Source organism: Aureitalea sp. L0-47 (genome assembly GCF_026126405.1).
In the GTDB taxonomy this organism is placed as follows: Bacteria; Bacteroidota; Bacteroidia; order Flavobacteriales; family Flavobacteriaceae; genus Pukyongia.
The window spans coordinates 1-16,342 of record NZ_JAFMTQ010000024.1 but is presented as its reverse complement, the minus strand read 5'-3'; the positions used below and the strand labels follow the sequence as shown (position 1 = coordinate 16,342).

Genomic DNA, 16,342 nt, shown 5'->3' with positions numbered 1-16,342 from the left:
GAAGAGGTCCGAAAGGAGTTTAAAGGACACTTTACCCTAAAGAGATAATACTTCAGAAATAAACCATAGAAAAGCCACTCAAACGAGTGGCTTTTCCATTTTAAGTAGAACAATATTTACAAGTTTACACCCAATGTAAATATTATATTGTTGAATGTTGTTTCGACCATGGACGTGCTGGTGAGTCCAACATCAAATAATTGTTGATTTCTATCCTGCTGAAGCCTGGAATACGCCAGATCAAAATTATAATCACCAAAATCATATCCTAATCCCAAAGAAAACCCTGTGAGGTCTCCAACCGTTATTTCATTTTCATAAGGACTTTCCTCATATTGCATACCAGCCCTGAGGCTAAGCTCATCTATTCTGTATTCACCACCTACTTTTATTGAAGAGGCTCCTTTCAGCACATTATCAATTGCTGTATTGAGCGGAGTGAAATCTCCACTTCCGAAGTCGGATGAAAATTCCGTTTGAGAGTAATCTTTATACGAGTAATCTACACTTATGAGACCCTGCTGTCCAAAAACATAAGCAGCACTAGCTGCAATTCTTCCCGGTGTTCGGAGTTCGTAATCTGCGAAAACGTTAAGCACATTCGGGTTAACCACCGTGGTTATTGGTTGTCCGTCTTCAGTTCGCACTGTGCGCAGGTATTGAGTGGTTTCTTCCGAAATCTCATACCAGGTAGGGGTATCGTATGTGAATCCTAATCTGAATTCGTTTGAAATCTTATAAATACCACCGATCTGTGCCGAGAAACCATTTCCTAGAGCGGACAGATTATTCTCGAATTCCACCTGGTTCACAAGGCTTCCCTGGTTTGAATTGGATTCAAACAGATAATTGCTGTTGAAATAATCGATAGAATGGAAATTCAGGTTGATTCCGAAGTAAAGGTCTTCAGTATATTGTGCCCCGAAATTAATTGTGTATTTCCCAACCCATCCTTCCGAAGCATCGTAAAACTCCTGGCTGAACCTTCCCGGAGCGATATTGGAAGTGTACTGAGTATTCCCTGGATTCATGGGATCTACAGGGTCGAAAATAAAACCCTGATAGCCGAGGAAGGCATTTTGGGCGGCAACTCCTTCAGTTTCTCCTAAAAACGAATACAGGTCGGAAATAGATTCACCTCCTTGTAGTTCAAGTAACTCTAATGGCACTCCCTGCGCAAGAGTAAGGAAATATTGTCCTATGGAAGTGTTTCCGTTTCCCCGTATGAAGGTATCATCGTCCAAATTATTGGTATTGTTGTAGTTAAGGCCTATGGTAAATTTTTTCCAATCGGATCCTTCATTCGGATTGAGGAAAACAAAAACAGCTCCTGCTTGATTTATGTCTACATCAGTATCGATTCCGCGTGCTTCAGTTCCGAAGTAAACAGAATTGTTTTCGCGGTCCAGCACACCAAGAGTTACAGAAACATCATTGGCCAGGAAAATGGCACTACTTGCGGGATTAATCCCAATAGCTGATAGGTCTCCGCCAAGCGCTCCAAATGCCCCACTCATTGCGGTATACCTGGCTGTACCCGTTGTGCGATCCACTCCGTAGCGCAAGCCGTCGGTTATGTTTTGTGCAGTTGAACAGGTCATAACGAAGCCTGCTATGAGTAAGAAATATATTCTTTTCATATTGAAAAATTAATAAGTGTAATTGTTTCTATCCGCGTCCACCTCTGCGGCCTCCGCCACCTCTGGATCCTGATGAAGATCTTCCACCACCGGAACTTCTAAATGATCCGGATGATCTTGAGCCTCCTGAACTTCTGAACGAACTATTAGAACGTCTAGTGGAATTTCTATTCACACTCGGTCTTGTAGAACGTCTTTGGGTGTTGTAATTAGGTCTGGTTGAACTGCTCCGCGAGTTAGTATTCCTATTTCGATAAACGGAATTAGTACCTCGACGTTGAGCATTCACATTATTTCGCCTGTAAGTCGATCTCCTGTTGAACTCGCTTCGGGAATAGTTTCCGCGGCTCGAGCTCGCTCTTGTCCGACCTGAATTGTAGGCTCGTCTGTTATAGGAACTTCTGCCGTTATAGTAAGAAGTATTTCTTCGACCTCTGTTATAGGCTATATTGTTGTAACCGTAGTGGCCTCCATACCATCCGGCGTAGCCACCCCAACCCCAGTAAGGATTGGCCCAGCCCCAGTAGCCTCCCCAGCCCCAGTAGCCTCCCCAGCCCCAGCCGGCGTTCCAGCCCCAACCCCAGTAAGGATTGGCCCAGCCCCAGTAACCGCCCCAACCCCAGTAAGGATTGGCCCAGCCCCAGCCCCAGTTACCACCCCAACCCCAGCCTAAGCCAGCGTTGCCATAGATGTTAACTGAGATGTCGGTAGTGTTATCACCCCAACCGCCATAACCGTCGTTGTACTCGGGTTCCATGATCACGATCTCACCGTTCTCATCCAAAGTGTCTCTGGAAGAATAGGCTTCGATGTCTGTAAACACCAAATCCTCTTCGGGAAGATTCGAAAAGTCATTTTGCTTGGTCTCGAAGTATTGTCTGTAGTAATTTGATTTATCGGTAGTCTGCGCTCCTTCTTCACTAGTGGTAGTAGAGGATTCAGAAGTGTAGATTCCGTCAGTATCGCCATAACCGTTGTTGTAGGTTCCACAGGAAGTTAGCGTAAACGCAAACACCCCTGCAACCAGAATGGATAATGTATTTTTCATAGCGTGTATCTTGGTTTGCATAACTGCAGGATTTAATTGTTCTACTTTATAAAAATAGTTAGTTTTGCCGAGAACTACTATTTATTTAACAAAGGCACAACATTTGTGCCAAACTTTGGTGTATGGCTAAGAATTTGACCACTCGTGAAGAGGACTATTCAAAATGGTATAATGAGCTCGTAATCAAGGCCGATATGGCCGAAATGTCGGGTGTAAGAGGATGCATGGTGATCAAGCCGTATGGTTTTGCGATCTGGGAAAAGATGCAGGCAGAGCTGGATCGGATGTTCAAGGAGACTGGGCACCAGAATGCTTACTTTCCATTATTTATTCCGAAGTCTTATTTCAGCAAGGAAGCGAGCCATGTGGATGGATTTGCAAAAGAATGTGCTGTGGTAACACATTATCGTCTTAAAAATGATGAGAGTGGTAAAGGCATAGTAGTTGATCCGGATGCCAAGCTAGAAGAGGAACTCATTGTGAGGCCCACTTCGGAAACCATCATTTGGGATACTTATAGAAAGTGGATACAATCTTACAGGGACCTTCCTATACTGGTGAACCAATGGGCGAATGTGGTTCGGTGGGAGATGCGTACGCGTCTTTTCCTTCGTACTTCTGAATTCCTCTGGCAGGAAGGACATACCGCCCATGCAACTGAAGCGGAAGCAATTGCCGAGGCCGAACAAATGATGAATGTGTATGCGGATTTCGTTGAAAACCATATGGCGGTGCCCGTGATCAAAGGTTTAAAGACCGAAAGTGAACGCTTTGCCGGTGCTCTTGAAACCTATTGTATAGAAGCCCTGATGCAGGATGGAAAAGCACTACAAGCTGGAACTTCTCACTTCCTGGGTCAGAATTTCGCAAAGGCATTTGATGTGAAGTTTGCAGATAAAGAAGGTGGTCTCGATTATGTTTGGGCTACTTCATGGGGAGTTTCTACCCGACTTATGGGTGCGTTGATAATGACGCATAGTGACGACAACGGATTGGTGCTGCCGCCGAAACTTGCACCTGACCAGGTAGTGATTGTGCCCATTTACCGAAATGACGAACAGTTCGATGCGGTGAGTGAAGTGGCAAATGACCTGATGACGAAGTTGCGCGCTAAGGGCATTCGGGTAAAGTACGACAACAGGGATACGCATAAGCCAGGGTGGAAATTCAATGAATACGAGCTGAAAGGAGTGCCGGTTCGGATTGCTATCGGACCTAAAGATGTAGAAAAAGGAACCGTTGAGTTAGCGAGGCGGGATACACTAACCAAGGAGTTTATTCCAAAGGAAGATGTTGTAACCAAGGTGGAAGCCTTGATGGAGGAAATTCAGGAGAATTTGTACAAAAAGGCGATTGATTTCAGAAGTAATAATACTACTGAAGTGGATTCTTATGACGAATTTAAAAAAGTGTTAGACGAAAAGGGAGGATTTATTCTGGCGCATTGGGATGGAACAGCAGCCACAGAAGAACGAGTGAAGAATGAAACCAAGGCTACCATACGTTGTATTCCTTTAGATGATAACAATGAACCCGGAAACTGCATGGTTACGGGTAACCCATCGGCGAGAAAGGTCTTGTTTGCAAGGGCTTACTAATTTCTCAAAAAAATATTGGGAAGACTTGTGCCATTCAAAAATAGTTGTATTTTTGCATCCGCAATTGAAACTAACGGCCCGTTCGTCTAGGGGTTAGGACGCCAGGTTTTCATCCTGGTAACAGGGGTTCGATTCCCCTACGGGCTACAAATTTAATAACGAGAAGATGGCGAATCATAAGTCAGCATTAAAGAGAATCAGAAACAGCGAAACTAAGCGTTTGCGCAATCGTTACCAGCATAAAACGACGCGTAACGCTGTGAAGAAGCTAAAAGAGATGAAGAAGAAGGACGCGGAGAAATTTCTTCCGGAGGTTGTTTCTATGATTGATAAGTTAGCAAAGCGCAATATCATTCATGATAACAAAGCAGCTAACATCAAGTCGAAACTTACCAAGCACGTCGCTTCTCTGTAAGACAAAAATTACAGTAAACAGCAAACGTCTTCAGTTTTCTGAAGACGTTTTTTTATGTCTTGTTCTGAAGTACAACTATTCCAGGCTTCTTAGAACTCAAGCTCTTCGTATTCGAAAGGTTCCGAAACGGCCTCCACATTCCCTATATATTCCTTTCCTCTTAATCTTCGAACCGTATAGGCTTCCAGAACGTCATTCGGGTAGCTTCTGATCAATTGCTGTATTGCCTTAATATCCAATTCGTCATCTAGGGGATCAAGCCACCTGTCTTCGATCTCTTGAGGTATTATTAGCGGCATCCTGGGGCCTTGTAATTTGGGATTGTTGTGAATTTTGGTAAGTAGTTCGTTTCCTTCCGTAGTAACAATACTGAAACTAACCAGTAACTCCCCGCTTTCCTCATCCCGCCATTCACTCCATAGTCCGGCTAGCACTATAGGTGTATTATCTATGTGATGCACGAAGAAAGGATAAGTTTTACCCTTGTAGTGATGATGCTCGTAAAAACCATCCACATAGATGAGGCAGCGTTTGTTTCGTGCTGAATTTCGGAACGAAGGCTTCTCGAAAATAGTTTCACCCCGCGCATTCAGTGTATTGTTCCAAAACTTCTTTAGATGTTCCCTGTCCTTTACCCAATGTGGTACCAATCCCCAGGTAGCAACTTCCGGGTAATCCGGAGAACGGTCGGGATAAATAAGCAGTTTCGGATGACTAAAACCTGAGGCGTGATGAATAGGCAGGTCCGTATACGGTACTAGTTTCCGTTTGATCTCTTCGATCGCCTGCAGATCACCACGTCGTTTGGCTTTGCTGAGCTGTGCTTCCAGACTTGCTTTTATATCGTAACACATGGACAGGTAAAGATTTAAACCAATGCTTGGCGTCCTGATTATTTTGAAACCGCTTTCGGAACAAAACCGCTATAATCGCCTCCGTGCCTGGCGATATCCCTCACAATGGTGGAAGAAATATGTGAGGTAACGGGAGAACTGATGATAAAAACACTTTCGATCCCGGCCAGATTCGCATTCGATTGTGCGATCGATTTTTCGTATGAGAAATCCAGGGAATTTCGTAGTCCCCGCAAGATGTAACCGGCATTTTGCTCTTTACAGAAATCAGCAGTTAGACCTGTATAGGTGGCAATGCGAATTTTCGGCTGAGGAGCAAAGGTCTTTTCGAGAAAAGCCTTACGTTCGTCCAGGGTCCACATATACTTCTTTTCAGCATTGATCCCAATAGCCACAATAATCTCATCGAAAAGTGGAAGGGCGCGTTCAATGATATCCACGTGTCCCAGGGTAATGGGATCGAAAGAACCCGGAAATACAGCTTTTCTCATAATTTAAAGGTACTATTTTTTGGATAATGCTTCGTCAACCAGAATTCCGAAAAATTCAGTTAAGGTCATTCCTGCCTCTCGAGCCATCTTGGGAACGATACTTTCGGCCGAGAGCCCAGGGGTAGTATTTGTCTCAATAAAAAACGGAACTCCTTCCTGAATAATGAAATCGGAGCGTGTTACCCCTTCCATATTCAGTAAATTATAAACCTTCATCGCCTCCAGTTGCACGGCCTCGGTTTCTTCTTCTGAAATTCGCGCGGGCGTGATCTCCTGTGATTTACCCATGTATTTCGCTTCGTAATCGAAGAATTCATTTTCAGAAACGATCTCAGTAACCGGCAGTGCTCTTATCTCACCCTTTTCACGATATACGCCTACAGAAACTTCGGTTCCGTTTATCGCTGTTTCAATAATGATCTCGCGGTCCTCTTCAAAAGCCTTGTCGATGGCGGGTTGGAGGTCTTCCATTTCATTTACTTTGCTGATTCCGAAACTGGATCCTGCCCGGTTCGGCTTGACAAAACATGGAAAACCAATGGTTTTAATGATCGCCTCGAGGTCGGGATGGCTGCCTTTATTCAGGTAGTAGGAATTAGCACAATGGATTCCGAAGTGTTTAAGAACCGAAAGGCAATCACGCTTGTTAAAGCTCAATGCCGCCTGGTAAAACCCCGTACTGGTTTGAGGGATCCCCATGAGATCCCAGTATGCGGCCATGTAGCCGTCTTCACCAGGGGTGCCATGAATAGTATTGAAAACAATATCGGGAATGACCTTTTCACCATTCAGTGTAAAACTGAAATCTGATTTATCTATGCTGTTCTTATTTCCACCATCGTCCAAAAAATACCAGCCATCCTTGAGAATGTGGACCGGAATTACCTCGTATTTACCTTTGTCCAACTCTTTACAAACGATATCACCACTTTGTAATGAGATATCGACTTCACTGGAATAACCACCCATTGCGACCGCTACACGTATCTTTGACATACCATTTTTGTAAAATGTGCGTTTAACAAAAATATCACTAATCTCTAAGAAGTTACTAACTTTAGGTTTACTATTTTTGCCTTCTAACCCACAGCGTATGACCTTTCTGAAATTTCTAACCACCAAGGCCTTTCTCAAACAGTTACTATTTGCCCTTCTGGCGCTTGTTATCCTGGTATTTATCGTACTGTGGTGGTTACGAGCTACTACCAATCATGGTCAGAAGATAGAAGTTCCTGACCTGGCGAAATTACAGTTGGATGTAGTGGAGGAACAGTTAGATGAACTGGACCTTACGTTTGAAATTCTGGATTCGGCAAATTATAACCCGGATTACCCTAGGTATTCGGTAATTGATCAAATTCCAAGGGCAGGAAATTTCGTAAAGGAAAACAGGAAGATCTACCTCTACCTAAACCCTTCCGGTTACCGAAAAATAAAAATTCCCCCCGTGGTGGGTAAAACTCGCCGACAGGCAGAACCTACGCTATTGAATATGGGATTTGAGATAGGGAAGATCAGCTTCAGGCCTTATATCGCGAAAGATGAAGTATTGGAATTGCGTCATAAAGGCTCAAGAATAGAACCGGGCGAGGAACTGCCTAAAACTGCTGTGATCGACCTTATTCTGGGTGACGGTTCCGGTAGCCTTAACCGCAACGCAGAGGATAATTCCGAAGAAGGAACAGCTGAAGAGAATAATGATGGAGGAGAAAGCCAATAACGATCTGGAGCCTTCGGGTAATGACGATCTTTACGAACATTTTCGATTTGTAGCCGACAAGGGCCAGCAACCGCTCAGGGTGGATAAATACCTGATGAACAAGATCGAGAATGCTACCCGGAACAAGATCCAGAAAGCGGCAAAAGACGGAAACATTCACGTTAACGAAAACCCGGTTAAACAGAACTATAAAGTAAAGGCCGGTGATGTTGTCCAGGTCTTATTTGAACATCCTCCTTACGAATTCCTGCTTACTCCCGAAGATATTCCACTCGATATTGTTCATGAAGATGAAGCGGTAGTTGTTGTAAATAAACCGGCGGGTATGGTAGTCCACCCGGGTCATGGAAACTACAGTGGGACACTCATAAACGCACTTATTTTTCACTTTGAGAATTTACCTCAGAACAGCAGTAACAGGCCTGGTTTGGTTCATAGGATCGATAAGGATACCAGTGGCTTACTGGTTATTGCCAAGACAGAGGAAGCGATGACACACTTGTCTAAGCAGTTCTTTAATAAAACTACCGAACGCGAGTACGTTGCCCTGGTTTGGGGGAATGTGGATGATGATTCAGGAACAATTGAAGGAAACATAGGGAGGCATCCCAAGAACCGACTCCAAAATACGGTTTATGAGGGTGATGACGCTGAAAAAGGGAAACCAGCGGTAACTCACTTCAAAGTACTGGAAAGATTAGGTTATGTTACTCTACTTTCTTGCCGATTGGAAACAGGAAGAACTCACCAGATCCGGGTGCATTTGAAACACATTGGCCACACGTTATTCAACGATGAGCGCTACGGAGGGGATTCTATCCTGAAAGGAACCCATTTCAGTAAATACAAACAGTTTGTAGAGAATTGCTTCAGGGTACTTCCTAGACAAGCCTTGCACGCCCGCACACTGGGATTTGAACACCCTACTTCGGGAGAATGGTTGAAATTTGAAGCTCCAGTACCCGAAGATATGGAGCAATGCCTCGATAAATGGAGGAATTATTCGAAGCATGTGATTGAATAATTTTTAGTGATCACTAGATTGATTCTTGAAATCGATTTTCTTTCTCCCGGCGGGATTTCTTCGTATTTTTGAATAAATAAAACAATTGTATGAAAGTTGTAATATCACCTGCTAAATCACTTGATTTCGAATCTAAGATACCTACGCCACTTGAGACGGAAGCCTGTTTTCTTTCTGAAGCGGAACGACTCAATAAACTACTGAAGAAAAAGTCACCTCGAAGTTTGAAAAAGTTAATGAGTATTTCTGAAAACCTGGCGCAACTCAATTACGAAAGGAATCAGGAATGGAGTCTTCCATTCACTTCTGAAAATGCCAGGCCGGCCGTTTATGCTTTCAGCGGAGACGTATATCGTGGTATCGATGTGTATACGCTTCCGAAGGAAAAAATAGCCTATATGCAGGACACACTCAAGATCTTGTCCGGATTGTATGGGATATTGAAACCACTGGATCTAATGCAACCTTACCGACTCGAAATGGGGACCAAAATTCCGGTAGGAGTGAAGAAGAATCTATACGAATTCTGGCGTAAAAAGATCACTGATACTTTGAACGAAGAGATCTCTGAGGGAGAAGTGTTTGTGAATCTTGCCAGCAACGAATACTTCAAGGCAATAGATAAAAAAACATTAAAAGTTCCTGTGATAACCTGTACTTTCAAAGACTTCAAGAATGGTGAGTACAAGACCATTATGACCTTTGCAAAATTAGCCAGAGGCTACATGACGCGATATATCATCGATAATGAATGTACTACTGTTGACGATTTGAAAGGTTTCGACTACGAAGGTTATCACTACAGTGAACCTATGTCTACCGAAGACGAACTTGTCTTTATTCGGTAGTGTTCCTTCACGCGCATCCATACCCTCCATTTATACCTGAAAATACGGAGAAACTTATTGTTGGGACCTTACCTCCACCGCGTTTTACTACCCGCGAATTAAAGGAAGGGGATGTCGATTTCTGCTACGGAAGCAGAGATGGGCAATTGTGGCCTATTCTGGACAAGATCTTCAATTTGAATTTATCCTACGAGACCACTGCTCAGGCAGTGGAAGAGCGCAAGCAGTTTTTGATACACCATAAAATTGGCATTTGTGACATTGTGGAGAGTGCATTCAGGGAAAAGATAGACGCGAGTGACCTGGGAATGCAAAATGCAAAACTTCGCGATCTTGTTTCGGAACTGGAGAATGTGTCAACAATTCACACGCTTCTTTTCACTGGAGGTAACAGCAAAAACGGTCCCGAATATTTTTTTCGGAAACTTATAAGAAACTACAATATCGAATTGAAAATGGTTTCGAACGATATCCCGAGAATTCATGAATTCCGACTTCCGAAATCCGGAAGAACCATACGAACTGTTTCATTAATTGCACCCAGTGGTGCCGCCAATCGTGCAGTTGGAAGTCTTTCGGCCTATAAACAAATGAAAGCGGATTTCCCGGAAAAGAACACTATAGATTTTCGGGTGATGCAGTACTCAAAACATTTCAGAAGTGAATAACTAGCCAGATGGAGATTCGAATGAGAAGATCTCCAGTGGCGCATTATTACTTACCACCATGAAATATTGAGTTCCGTCGATTGTAATTTGCGTTATGTCTTTGGCGTCACTGTCAACAAATGGATCATAGATTTTACTGTGTGTAAATCCACCTTTACCATCACCTAACAATACATAGCCGTAGTTACTGTCATAACGAATAGTTTCCACCTCTGCATCATAGATGGCACCAATTCCCATAATATCGACCTTACCGTCTTTATTGAAATCCTCCGAGACCATCGAAAGTGTTGGGCCTACTTGTGCTTCCATGGGAAGTTCGGTAATTGCAAATCCACCGTCACCCAGGTTTTCCATGTACGCCGATCCGAAAGTGTGAACAACAAGTTTTAGAGCTTCCTCAAGGGATTCCTCACCATAGATCTGATTCATATCGAGGCTGGCAAATTCCTTGTACGATTGTATCTTATCCAGCAAGAAAGGATTCTGTTCAGAGCTACATTCTTTTCCCCTTACAGGTACTAGTTTACCATCATTGATCTTGCTAAGTGCAACATCGAAACTTTCGTTATCGTCAAAATCCTTTGCATAAATGTAAAGTGGTTTTTTACTACTTGGCTGGAATTTATTGTTCTTGCCCAGGTTTCCAAGCATATAATCATCATCGCCATCCCCATCGAAATCGGCTGCGGTAACGCTAAACCACCAACCCTCGGTGTTGTCCAGTCCGCCTACCTGGTCATCCCTGGTAAAAACTCCTTCATCATTTCTGAAGAAAGTAGGTTTCATCCATTCCCCTACAACAAGAAGGTCCATATCATCATCGCCATCGTAATCCGTGAAGGTCGCATCGGAGACCATGCCAATATTCATAAGGGATTCGTTAGTTCCGGATATATCGATAAATTTACCACCTTCGTTCATCAGCAGGTAGGATCTTGGAGTTACCGGGTACTTCCCTGGCACGACATTTCCTCCAACAAAAATATCCGTATCGCCATCACCGTCATAATCGGCAGTGACCACTGCTTTTCCTGACGCAAGCATTTTTGGGAGCGAGGAAGTTGCCCGACTGAATTCACCTGAACCATTATTCAGGTACAGCCTGTCCTGGAGTAGCGGACTGTTTTCCGGTAGTTCGTACCCTGCACTCACCACATACAGGTCCAGATCGCCGTCGTTATCGGAATCTAAGAACAGCGCATTAGCGTCTTCAAATTTCGCTTCAGCTTCGAACAAGGATTCACTGGATTTCATAAACGTTCCATTCTCTTGCTGAATGTACAAGGCTGCCGCCGCCCCGGCTGCATTTCCAACGAAAAAGTCATCCAGGTCATCACCGTTCACATCCGCAGTAACAATTCCCGTTCCTTTGGTGGATTGTTTTTGGGGGATCAATAGTTGCAGGCTGAAATCGTTGAAGGCATTCTCATTGTGCTTATAATCAATTCCTAGCCCTTGATTATTTAAAGATTGTTTTAAGCTTGTGCCGGATCTTATTTTTTCTGAAGCCGCTATGGCCTGTTCATAGGAAACAGTATGTCTTTTATTTATTGAAACGTTAGCTAACCGACTTATCTTATTATCCGGCCACTCCACGATAACCTCGCCTGAAGATGTATTATTTCCCAACCCGAAGTGAATGACGGGTGAGACGGAGGACTCGAAACCTCGGGTGATATATTGTTCCTGGATTTGTTGAGAGCCTTGGGTTTTTAAGTAAACTTTCGCCCCGATCGCCAATTGATTTTGTGGGCTGCCTTCCAGCTTCAGCTGGAGGTAATTATTGTTGGAATTGTTTCGATAGACTCCTGCATTGTCGTACAGATTGTTGGTAACGAGATCGAGGTCACCATCATTATCCAGGTCGGCAAACGCGGCCCCGTTTGAATAGCCAGGATCTTCCAGTCCCCATTCTTTTATCTTTTTTGAAAAAGTAAGATCCCCGTTGTTCTTGAAGATGTAATTATCGATTCTTTCTGTAGGTATCATGTCCAAAACAGCCTGCAGCTGCATAGACTTTCCGCTTCTCATGATCTCGTAGAGTTTCGCCCGGGCATCCTGGTTAGTGTAATCTCTGTCTACACCATTAGTTACGAACAGGTCTTTAAAGCCATCATTATCAAAATCGGCGATAAGCGGTGCCCAGCTCCAGTCTGTTTTGGTGATACCACTCATTTGGGAGGTTTCTTTGAACTGCCCGCTTCCGGTATTGACATGGAGCATATTTGCCATGTAGGCATGGTGATAACCAACGCGTACCATTTGCTCAAAATTTGAGGTGCTCATGGACGCCATATTTTCTTTGCTTCGCGCATAATTTTCGGAAAGCATATCTACCGAAATCAGATCAGGGTACAGGTCATTATTCAGGTCTGCATAATCTGATCCCATACTGTTGGTGGAAATATGATCGAGCCTGGTAAGGACCTCGTCTTTGAAGGTCCCGTCTTTCTGATTGATATACATCACGTCGGGCTCCAGGAAGTCGTTGGCAATATAAATGTCCTCCCAGCCATCCTCGTTGAAGTCGGAAACCACCGCACTCAGCCCCCAGGCTTTATTCACAAGGCCTGCCTGCTGTGTTACCTTGGTAAATTTATTCCCATCATTCCTGTAAAGTTGGTCGCTTGTAACCTCCTCCACAGCCCTTTGGATCTCACTACTTATTTTGGCGTTATTGATAAAATCATATCTGTGATTAACGAGGTAGATATCAAGATCACCGTCCTTGTCGAAATCCAGGGTATAGGCCTGAGTGGAATAGCCCGGATCGTCTAGTCCCCAAGACCTGGCCTCTTCCTTGAAACTTCCGTCTTTCTGGTTTACGAATAGGCGGTTTCGTCGCAATTCATCATTGCCTAGTGAGCCCGCTTTACATACATAAATATCCAACCATCCGTCATTATTCACATCAAGCATAGTAACTCCGGTAGAGAAACCACCTGTATCGGCAGTGTTCGAGCTTGCCGTAATGTCTTTAAATTTCAGGTTTCCTTCATTTTTAAAGAGTGCGTTGGAATCAAAGTTCGAAGCGAAATAAATATCTTCAAGGCCATCGTTGTCAATATCCCCTATGGCTACTCCTGCACCTGTATATATGTACATATAGTTCATGAAATTGAACTCTATCGTCTGTCTAATCTCATTTTTAAAATCTATCCCAGACTCCATACTGGAAACTTTCGAGAATAAGGTTGTAGCATCATCTGTATAACCGCCGGTTTTTGTTTTTTCAGAATTTGAACAACCAACTATTGCGACAGCAGTAAATATATAGGAGAGAAGTTTCTGCATAACTTGAGTTGTATTTAGTGATGTGAATTCAAATATAGAAAATTGGGGAATATGTGGTCGAAGGACTCCTTATAATTTTAGTAAGTAGTCTGAAACGGGAATAACTCTAAAAATTTTAACAAACTACGTAATTCTGAAGTTGATCTCAGCTTCTCAGAAAACTTCAAAAGTCCAGAAAAAACAGAGGTTTTAGCGCTTAATCGATTAAATCGACTTTTTCTTTCTATTTTTTGGACATTTTGATTTTATTAACGTATTTTTAAAAACTTTAACCAATTTAAGTTTAATTATGAAAAGAATTACATTATTACTAATGGCAATGTTCATTAGCGGTTTGGCATTTGCTCAGCCTGCTAATGATACTTGTGCAAATGCTATTGCGATTACAGGCGATGGTGTTATCCCGGGTACGACAGTAGGTGCCGCAACTGAGGCTGTTCCTTTTTGCGGAACTTCCTCTACCTCACCGGGAGTGTATTACACATTTGTAGACGGTAGCGGAACCGGTTCTATGGTTACTATCAATACCTGTAACGGCAATACGTTTTACGACTCGAAGATTTCTGTGTATACAGGCAGTTGTGGGGCGTTTACCTGTGTGACAGGTAACGATGATACGTGTGGATTGCAATCCCAGGTCTCTTTCATGACGGATGGTTCTTCTACTTATTATGTCTTGGTACATGGATTTGGAGGGCAAAACGGTCCTTTCGAACTAACTGTGAGTGGTTTACCACCTCAAGTTGATCCCAACGCACCAATTATCATGTGTCCTGCCGACATTATGATCAACACCTCTCCAGGCGAGTGTACGGGCGTACCGAATTTCTCGGATGCTGTTGCTATCGATCCGGGAGGAGGATCTGTAACAGTTGTTCAAACAATGGGTCCTGCTTCGGGAACTCCTTTCCCCTTAGGTGATACTATCGTGGAGTTCACTGCTACCAATGACGATGCTCCTAATGAATCGACCTCATGTCAATTCACAGTAACAGTGGTTGACAACCAGGCACCCTCGCTAACTTGTCCTGCGGATATCACGGTAGACAACGATATGGGTGTTTGTGGAGCCAACGTAACGGTTCCTCAGCCAACGATCATGGACAACTGTGCCGGGGGTGCTCCTGTAAGTGGAGACACTGGTCAGGTAGCTCTTAATCATAACGTAGCCGGATTAATAGATACTCCGGTCACCTTAACAGGGATGACCAGTACTACCGATGCAATGGTAACTATTAACATCACCCACCAGGGAGATTTTGGTTCGGCTTCTTCCGAGTGTTTCGATCTTGAGGGTCCTGACGGATCACAAGTATTCTTTGAGTGCGGTACTTCACAATGTGCTGTGATCAATAGAAGTTTCGACGTAGACCAGGCCACATGGAATGGATGGATCAGTACTTTTGGTCCTGACCTTACATTTGTTCTGCAGGAAAATGCAGCAGTTGATGATAATTTATGTGGCGGAGCTTTCCCTGATGGATTCTATCAACTCACTACAAATTACTCGGGTGTTGGAATCGCAATGGGTGCTACCCTTACAAACGACTTTAACGGTACAGATGATGCTTCCGACTTCTATCCTGTTGGAACGACCACGGTAACCTGGACGTATACAGACCAGGGTGGTAATATGGCTAGCTGTACTATGGATATTATAGTAAACGACGTAGAAGCTCCAACGGTAAGTTGTGTAGGTTCTGCAGGAACTGTTGCAGGATCTGCTGGTGATACAACCGTAGTTCCTATTCCTGATAATGATCCGGCTGGTGTTTCAACCACGATCACTGTTCCGGAATCAGGTACACTACAAGACATGAATGTAGATCTTGATATTGAGCACACCTGGGTAGGTGACCTTATTGTTACCCTGGAATCTCCAGCAGGTACATCAATAACGCTTATCGACAGAATGGGTTATACTGGAACTGGCTTCGGATGTTCTAATAACGACCTGCTTGTAACTCTTGACGATGAGGCTACATTGCCAATCGAAGATGAGTGTACAGGATCACCGATCACCGGTTCCTTTACTCCAAATGAGGCACTTTCGGCCTTCGACGGGGAAGATGTGAACGGAGACTGGATCCTTACTGTTTCTGATAATGCCGGTGGTGACACGGGAATGCTTAACGCCTGGACGCTTAACTACGACTATGACGGTGTAGGTGTTCCTCTTGACATCGTGCTTGATGCCAACGGTATGGCTTCAGTACCAGCTACCATGTTAGTTACAGGATTTAACGACAACTGTGGCCCTGGTGGTGTGACCATCACGGGTGGAACAGGAGCTCCAACACCATTTAGCCTGCCTACTACACTGGCCGGTGGTAATGGTAACTTCGGAAACATGTTCGATATCAACGCCCTGAACGATGTGACTATCCAGTCCTTCGATATTCACGGTGATACAGGTGCTACCTTCGATGTAGAGGTATACGCCAAGTCAGGAACCTGGGTAGGTTCGGAAGACAACCCGGCTGCCTGGACGCTTATTGGAACAGCTCCTGGAGTTGTTTCCAACGGAGATGGTGTAGAAACACCATTGAACCTTACGTTAGGATATACTATCCCTGCGGGAGAGACCCACGCGTTCTATGTAACACCAACGGATTTCTCTACAGGTGGATTTAACTATACCAACGGTACGGCCACAGGTAATGTCTTTGCTTCGGATGCCAATATCGAGTTCTTAGAAGGAGCCGGTAAAGGATATCCGTTCTCAGGAACTACCTTCCA

13 protein-coding genes and 1 tRNA gene are annotated in these 16,342 nt (G+C 43.9%); 8 read left to right on the top strand and 6 right to left on the bottom strand.

The features are described 5' to 3' along the window. Positions 1-116: 116 nt before the first annotated feature. Together J1N09_RS15055 and J1N09_RS15050 are read right to left on the bottom strand one after the other, a co-directional pair. Complete coding sequence (locus J1N09_RS15055; protein WP_265201106.1) at positions 117-1,640, bottom strand: OmpP1/FadL family transporter; 1,524 nt, start codon at positions 1,638-1,640, stop codon at positions 117-119. A gap of 28 nt (positions 1,641-1,668) precedes the next feature. Beyond that, on the bottom strand, positions 1,669-2,709 hold the full coding sequence (locus J1N09_RS15050; RefSeq protein ID WP_265201105.1) for a hypothetical protein: 1,041 nt from the start codon (positions 2,707-2,709) through the stop codon (positions 1,669-1,671). A 101-nt stretch (positions 2,710-2,810) separates the two neighbouring features. On the opposite strand from J1N09_RS15050, the gene proS reads away from it, so the two are divergent. The 3 genes from proS to rpsT all read left to right on the top strand — a co-directional run bounded on the left by proS (position 2,811) and on the right by rpsT (position 4,701). Further along, positions 2,811-4,286 carry a proline--tRNA ligase gene (proS, locus tag J1N09_RS15045; protein WP_265201104.1) on the top strand — a complete coding sequence of 492 codons (1,476 nt, stop codon included), beginning with the start codon at positions 2,811-2,813 and terminating at the stop codon, positions 4,284-4,286. 75 nt (positions 4,287-4,361) lie between these two features. After that, positions 4,362-4,433 (top strand) — tRNA-Glu (locus J1N09_RS15040). A gap of 19 nt (positions 4,434-4,452) precedes the next feature. Beyond that, the gene (gene rpsT / locus J1N09_RS15035; RefSeq protein ID WP_265201103.1) at positions 4,453-4,701 is read left to right on the top strand and encodes a 30S ribosomal protein S20; all 249 of its coding nucleotides are present in this window, start codon (positions 4,453-4,455) and stop codon (positions 4,699-4,701) included. An 89-nt stretch (positions 4,702-4,790) separates the two neighbouring features. Here the strand turns inward: rpsT and J1N09_RS15030 are convergent, their stop codons facing one another. The 3 genes from J1N09_RS15030 to J1N09_RS15020 are packed head-to-tail and all read right to left on the bottom strand — an operon-like array spanning position 4,791 to position 7,042. Continuing rightward, positions 4,791-5,555: an SOS response-associated peptidase gene (locus tag J1N09_RS15030; RefSeq protein WP_265201102.1), complete on the bottom strand. Its 765-nt coding sequence runs from the start codon at positions 5,553-5,555 to the stop codon at positions 4,791-4,793. 38 nt (positions 5,556-5,593) lie between these two features. Beyond that, the gene (gene coaD, locus J1N09_RS15025; RefSeq protein WP_265201101.1) at positions 5,594-6,046 is read right to left on the bottom strand and encodes a pantetheine-phosphate adenylyltransferase; all 453 of its coding nucleotides are present in this window, start codon (positions 6,044-6,046) and stop codon (positions 5,594-5,596) included. 12 nt (positions 6,047-6,058) lie between these two features. Next, entirely contained in the window at positions 6,059-7,042 is a 984-nt protein-coding gene (locus J1N09_RS15020) for a D-alanine--D-alanine ligase (RefSeq protein WP_265201100.1), read from the bottom strand. Between the two features lie 97 nt (positions 7,043-7,139). Between J1N09_RS15020 and J1N09_RS15015 the strand changes: the two genes are divergently transcribed. The 4 genes from J1N09_RS15015 (at position 7,140) to J1N09_RS15000 (ending at position 10,306) form a co-directional block, all read left to right on the top strand. After that, positions 7,140-7,766: a PASTA domain-containing protein gene (locus J1N09_RS15015; RefSeq protein WP_265201099.1), complete on the top strand. Its 627-nt coding sequence runs from the start codon at positions 7,140-7,142 to the stop codon at positions 7,764-7,766. Further along, entirely contained in the window at positions 7,744-8,790 is a 1,047-nt protein-coding gene (locus J1N09_RS15010; RefSeq protein ID WP_414826856.1) for an RluA family pseudouridine synthase, read from the top strand. Before J1N09_RS15015 ends, J1N09_RS15010 begins: the two co-directional genes overlap by 23 nt. Positions 8,791-8,879: 89 nt before the next feature. Beyond that, on the top strand, positions 8,880-9,638 hold the full coding sequence (gene yaaA / locus J1N09_RS15005) for a peroxide stress protein YaaA (RefSeq protein ID WP_265201098.1): 759 nt from the start codon (positions 8,880-8,882) through the stop codon (positions 9,636-9,638). Then, on the top strand, positions 9,638-10,306 hold the full coding sequence (locus J1N09_RS15000) for a uracil-DNA glycosylase family protein (RefSeq protein ID WP_265201097.1): 669 nt from the start codon (positions 9,638-9,640) through the stop codon (positions 10,304-10,306). Before yaaA ends, J1N09_RS15000 begins: the two co-directional genes overlap by 1 nt. On the opposite strand, the gene J1N09_RS14995 is transcribed toward J1N09_RS15000, so the two are convergent. Next, on the bottom strand, positions 10,307-13,603 hold the full coding sequence (locus J1N09_RS14995) for a VCBS repeat-containing protein (RefSeq protein WP_265201096.1): 3,297 nt from the start codon (positions 13,601-13,603) through the stop codon (positions 10,307-10,309). Between the two features lie 289 nt (positions 13,604-13,892). On the opposite strand from J1N09_RS14995, the gene J1N09_RS14990 reads away from it, so the two are divergent. Then, positions 13,893-16,342, top strand: a 2,450-nt coding sequence (locus J1N09_RS14990; RefSeq protein WP_265201095.1) for a proprotein convertase P-domain-containing protein, incomplete at its 3' end; no start/stop codon positions are given.

Excerpts from the sequence above, each read along its gene's own strand:
- yaaA (WP_265201098.1), top strand. The coding sequence starts at position 8,880 with ATGAAAGTTGTAATATCACCTGCTAAATCACTTGATTTCGAATCTAAG.
- proS (WP_265201104.1), top strand. The coding sequence starts at position 2,811 with ATGGCTAAGAATTTGACCACTCGTGAAGAGGACTATTCAAAATGGTAT.
- J1N09_RS15030 (WP_265201102.1), bottom strand. The coding sequence starts at position 5,555 with ATGTGTTACGATATAAAAGCAAGTCTGGAAGCACAGCTCAGCAAAGCC.
- J1N09_RS15055 (WP_265201106.1), bottom strand. The coding sequence starts at position 1,640 with ATGAAAAGAATATATTTCTTACTCATAGCAGGCTTCGTTATGACCTGT.
- J1N09_RS14995 (WP_265201096.1), bottom strand. The coding sequence starts at position 13,603 with ATGCAGAAACTTCTCTCCTATATATTTACTGCTGTCGCAATAGTTGGT.
- rpsT (WP_265201103.1), top strand. The coding sequence starts at position 4,453 with ATGGCGAATCATAAGTCAGCATTAAAGAGAATCAGAAACAGCGAAACT.
- J1N09_RS15050 (WP_265201105.1), bottom strand. The coding sequence starts at position 2,709 with ATGCAAACCAAGATACACGCTATGAAAAATACATTATCCATTCTGGTT.
- J1N09_RS15015 (WP_265201099.1), top strand. The coding sequence starts at position 7,140 with ATGACCTTTCTGAAATTTCTAACCACCAAGGCCTTTCTCAAACAGTTA.
- coaD (WP_265201101.1), bottom strand. The coding sequence starts at position 6,046 with ATGAGAAAAGCTGTATTTCCGGGTTCTTTCGATCCCATTACCCTGGGA.
- J1N09_RS15020 (WP_265201100.1), bottom strand. The coding sequence starts at position 7,042 with ATGTCAAAGATACGTGTAGCGGTCGCAATGGGTGGTTATTCCAGTGAA.
- J1N09_RS15010 (WP_414826856.1), top strand. The coding sequence starts at position 7,744 with ATGATGGAGGAGAAAGCCAATAACGATCTGGAGCCTTCGGGTAATGAC.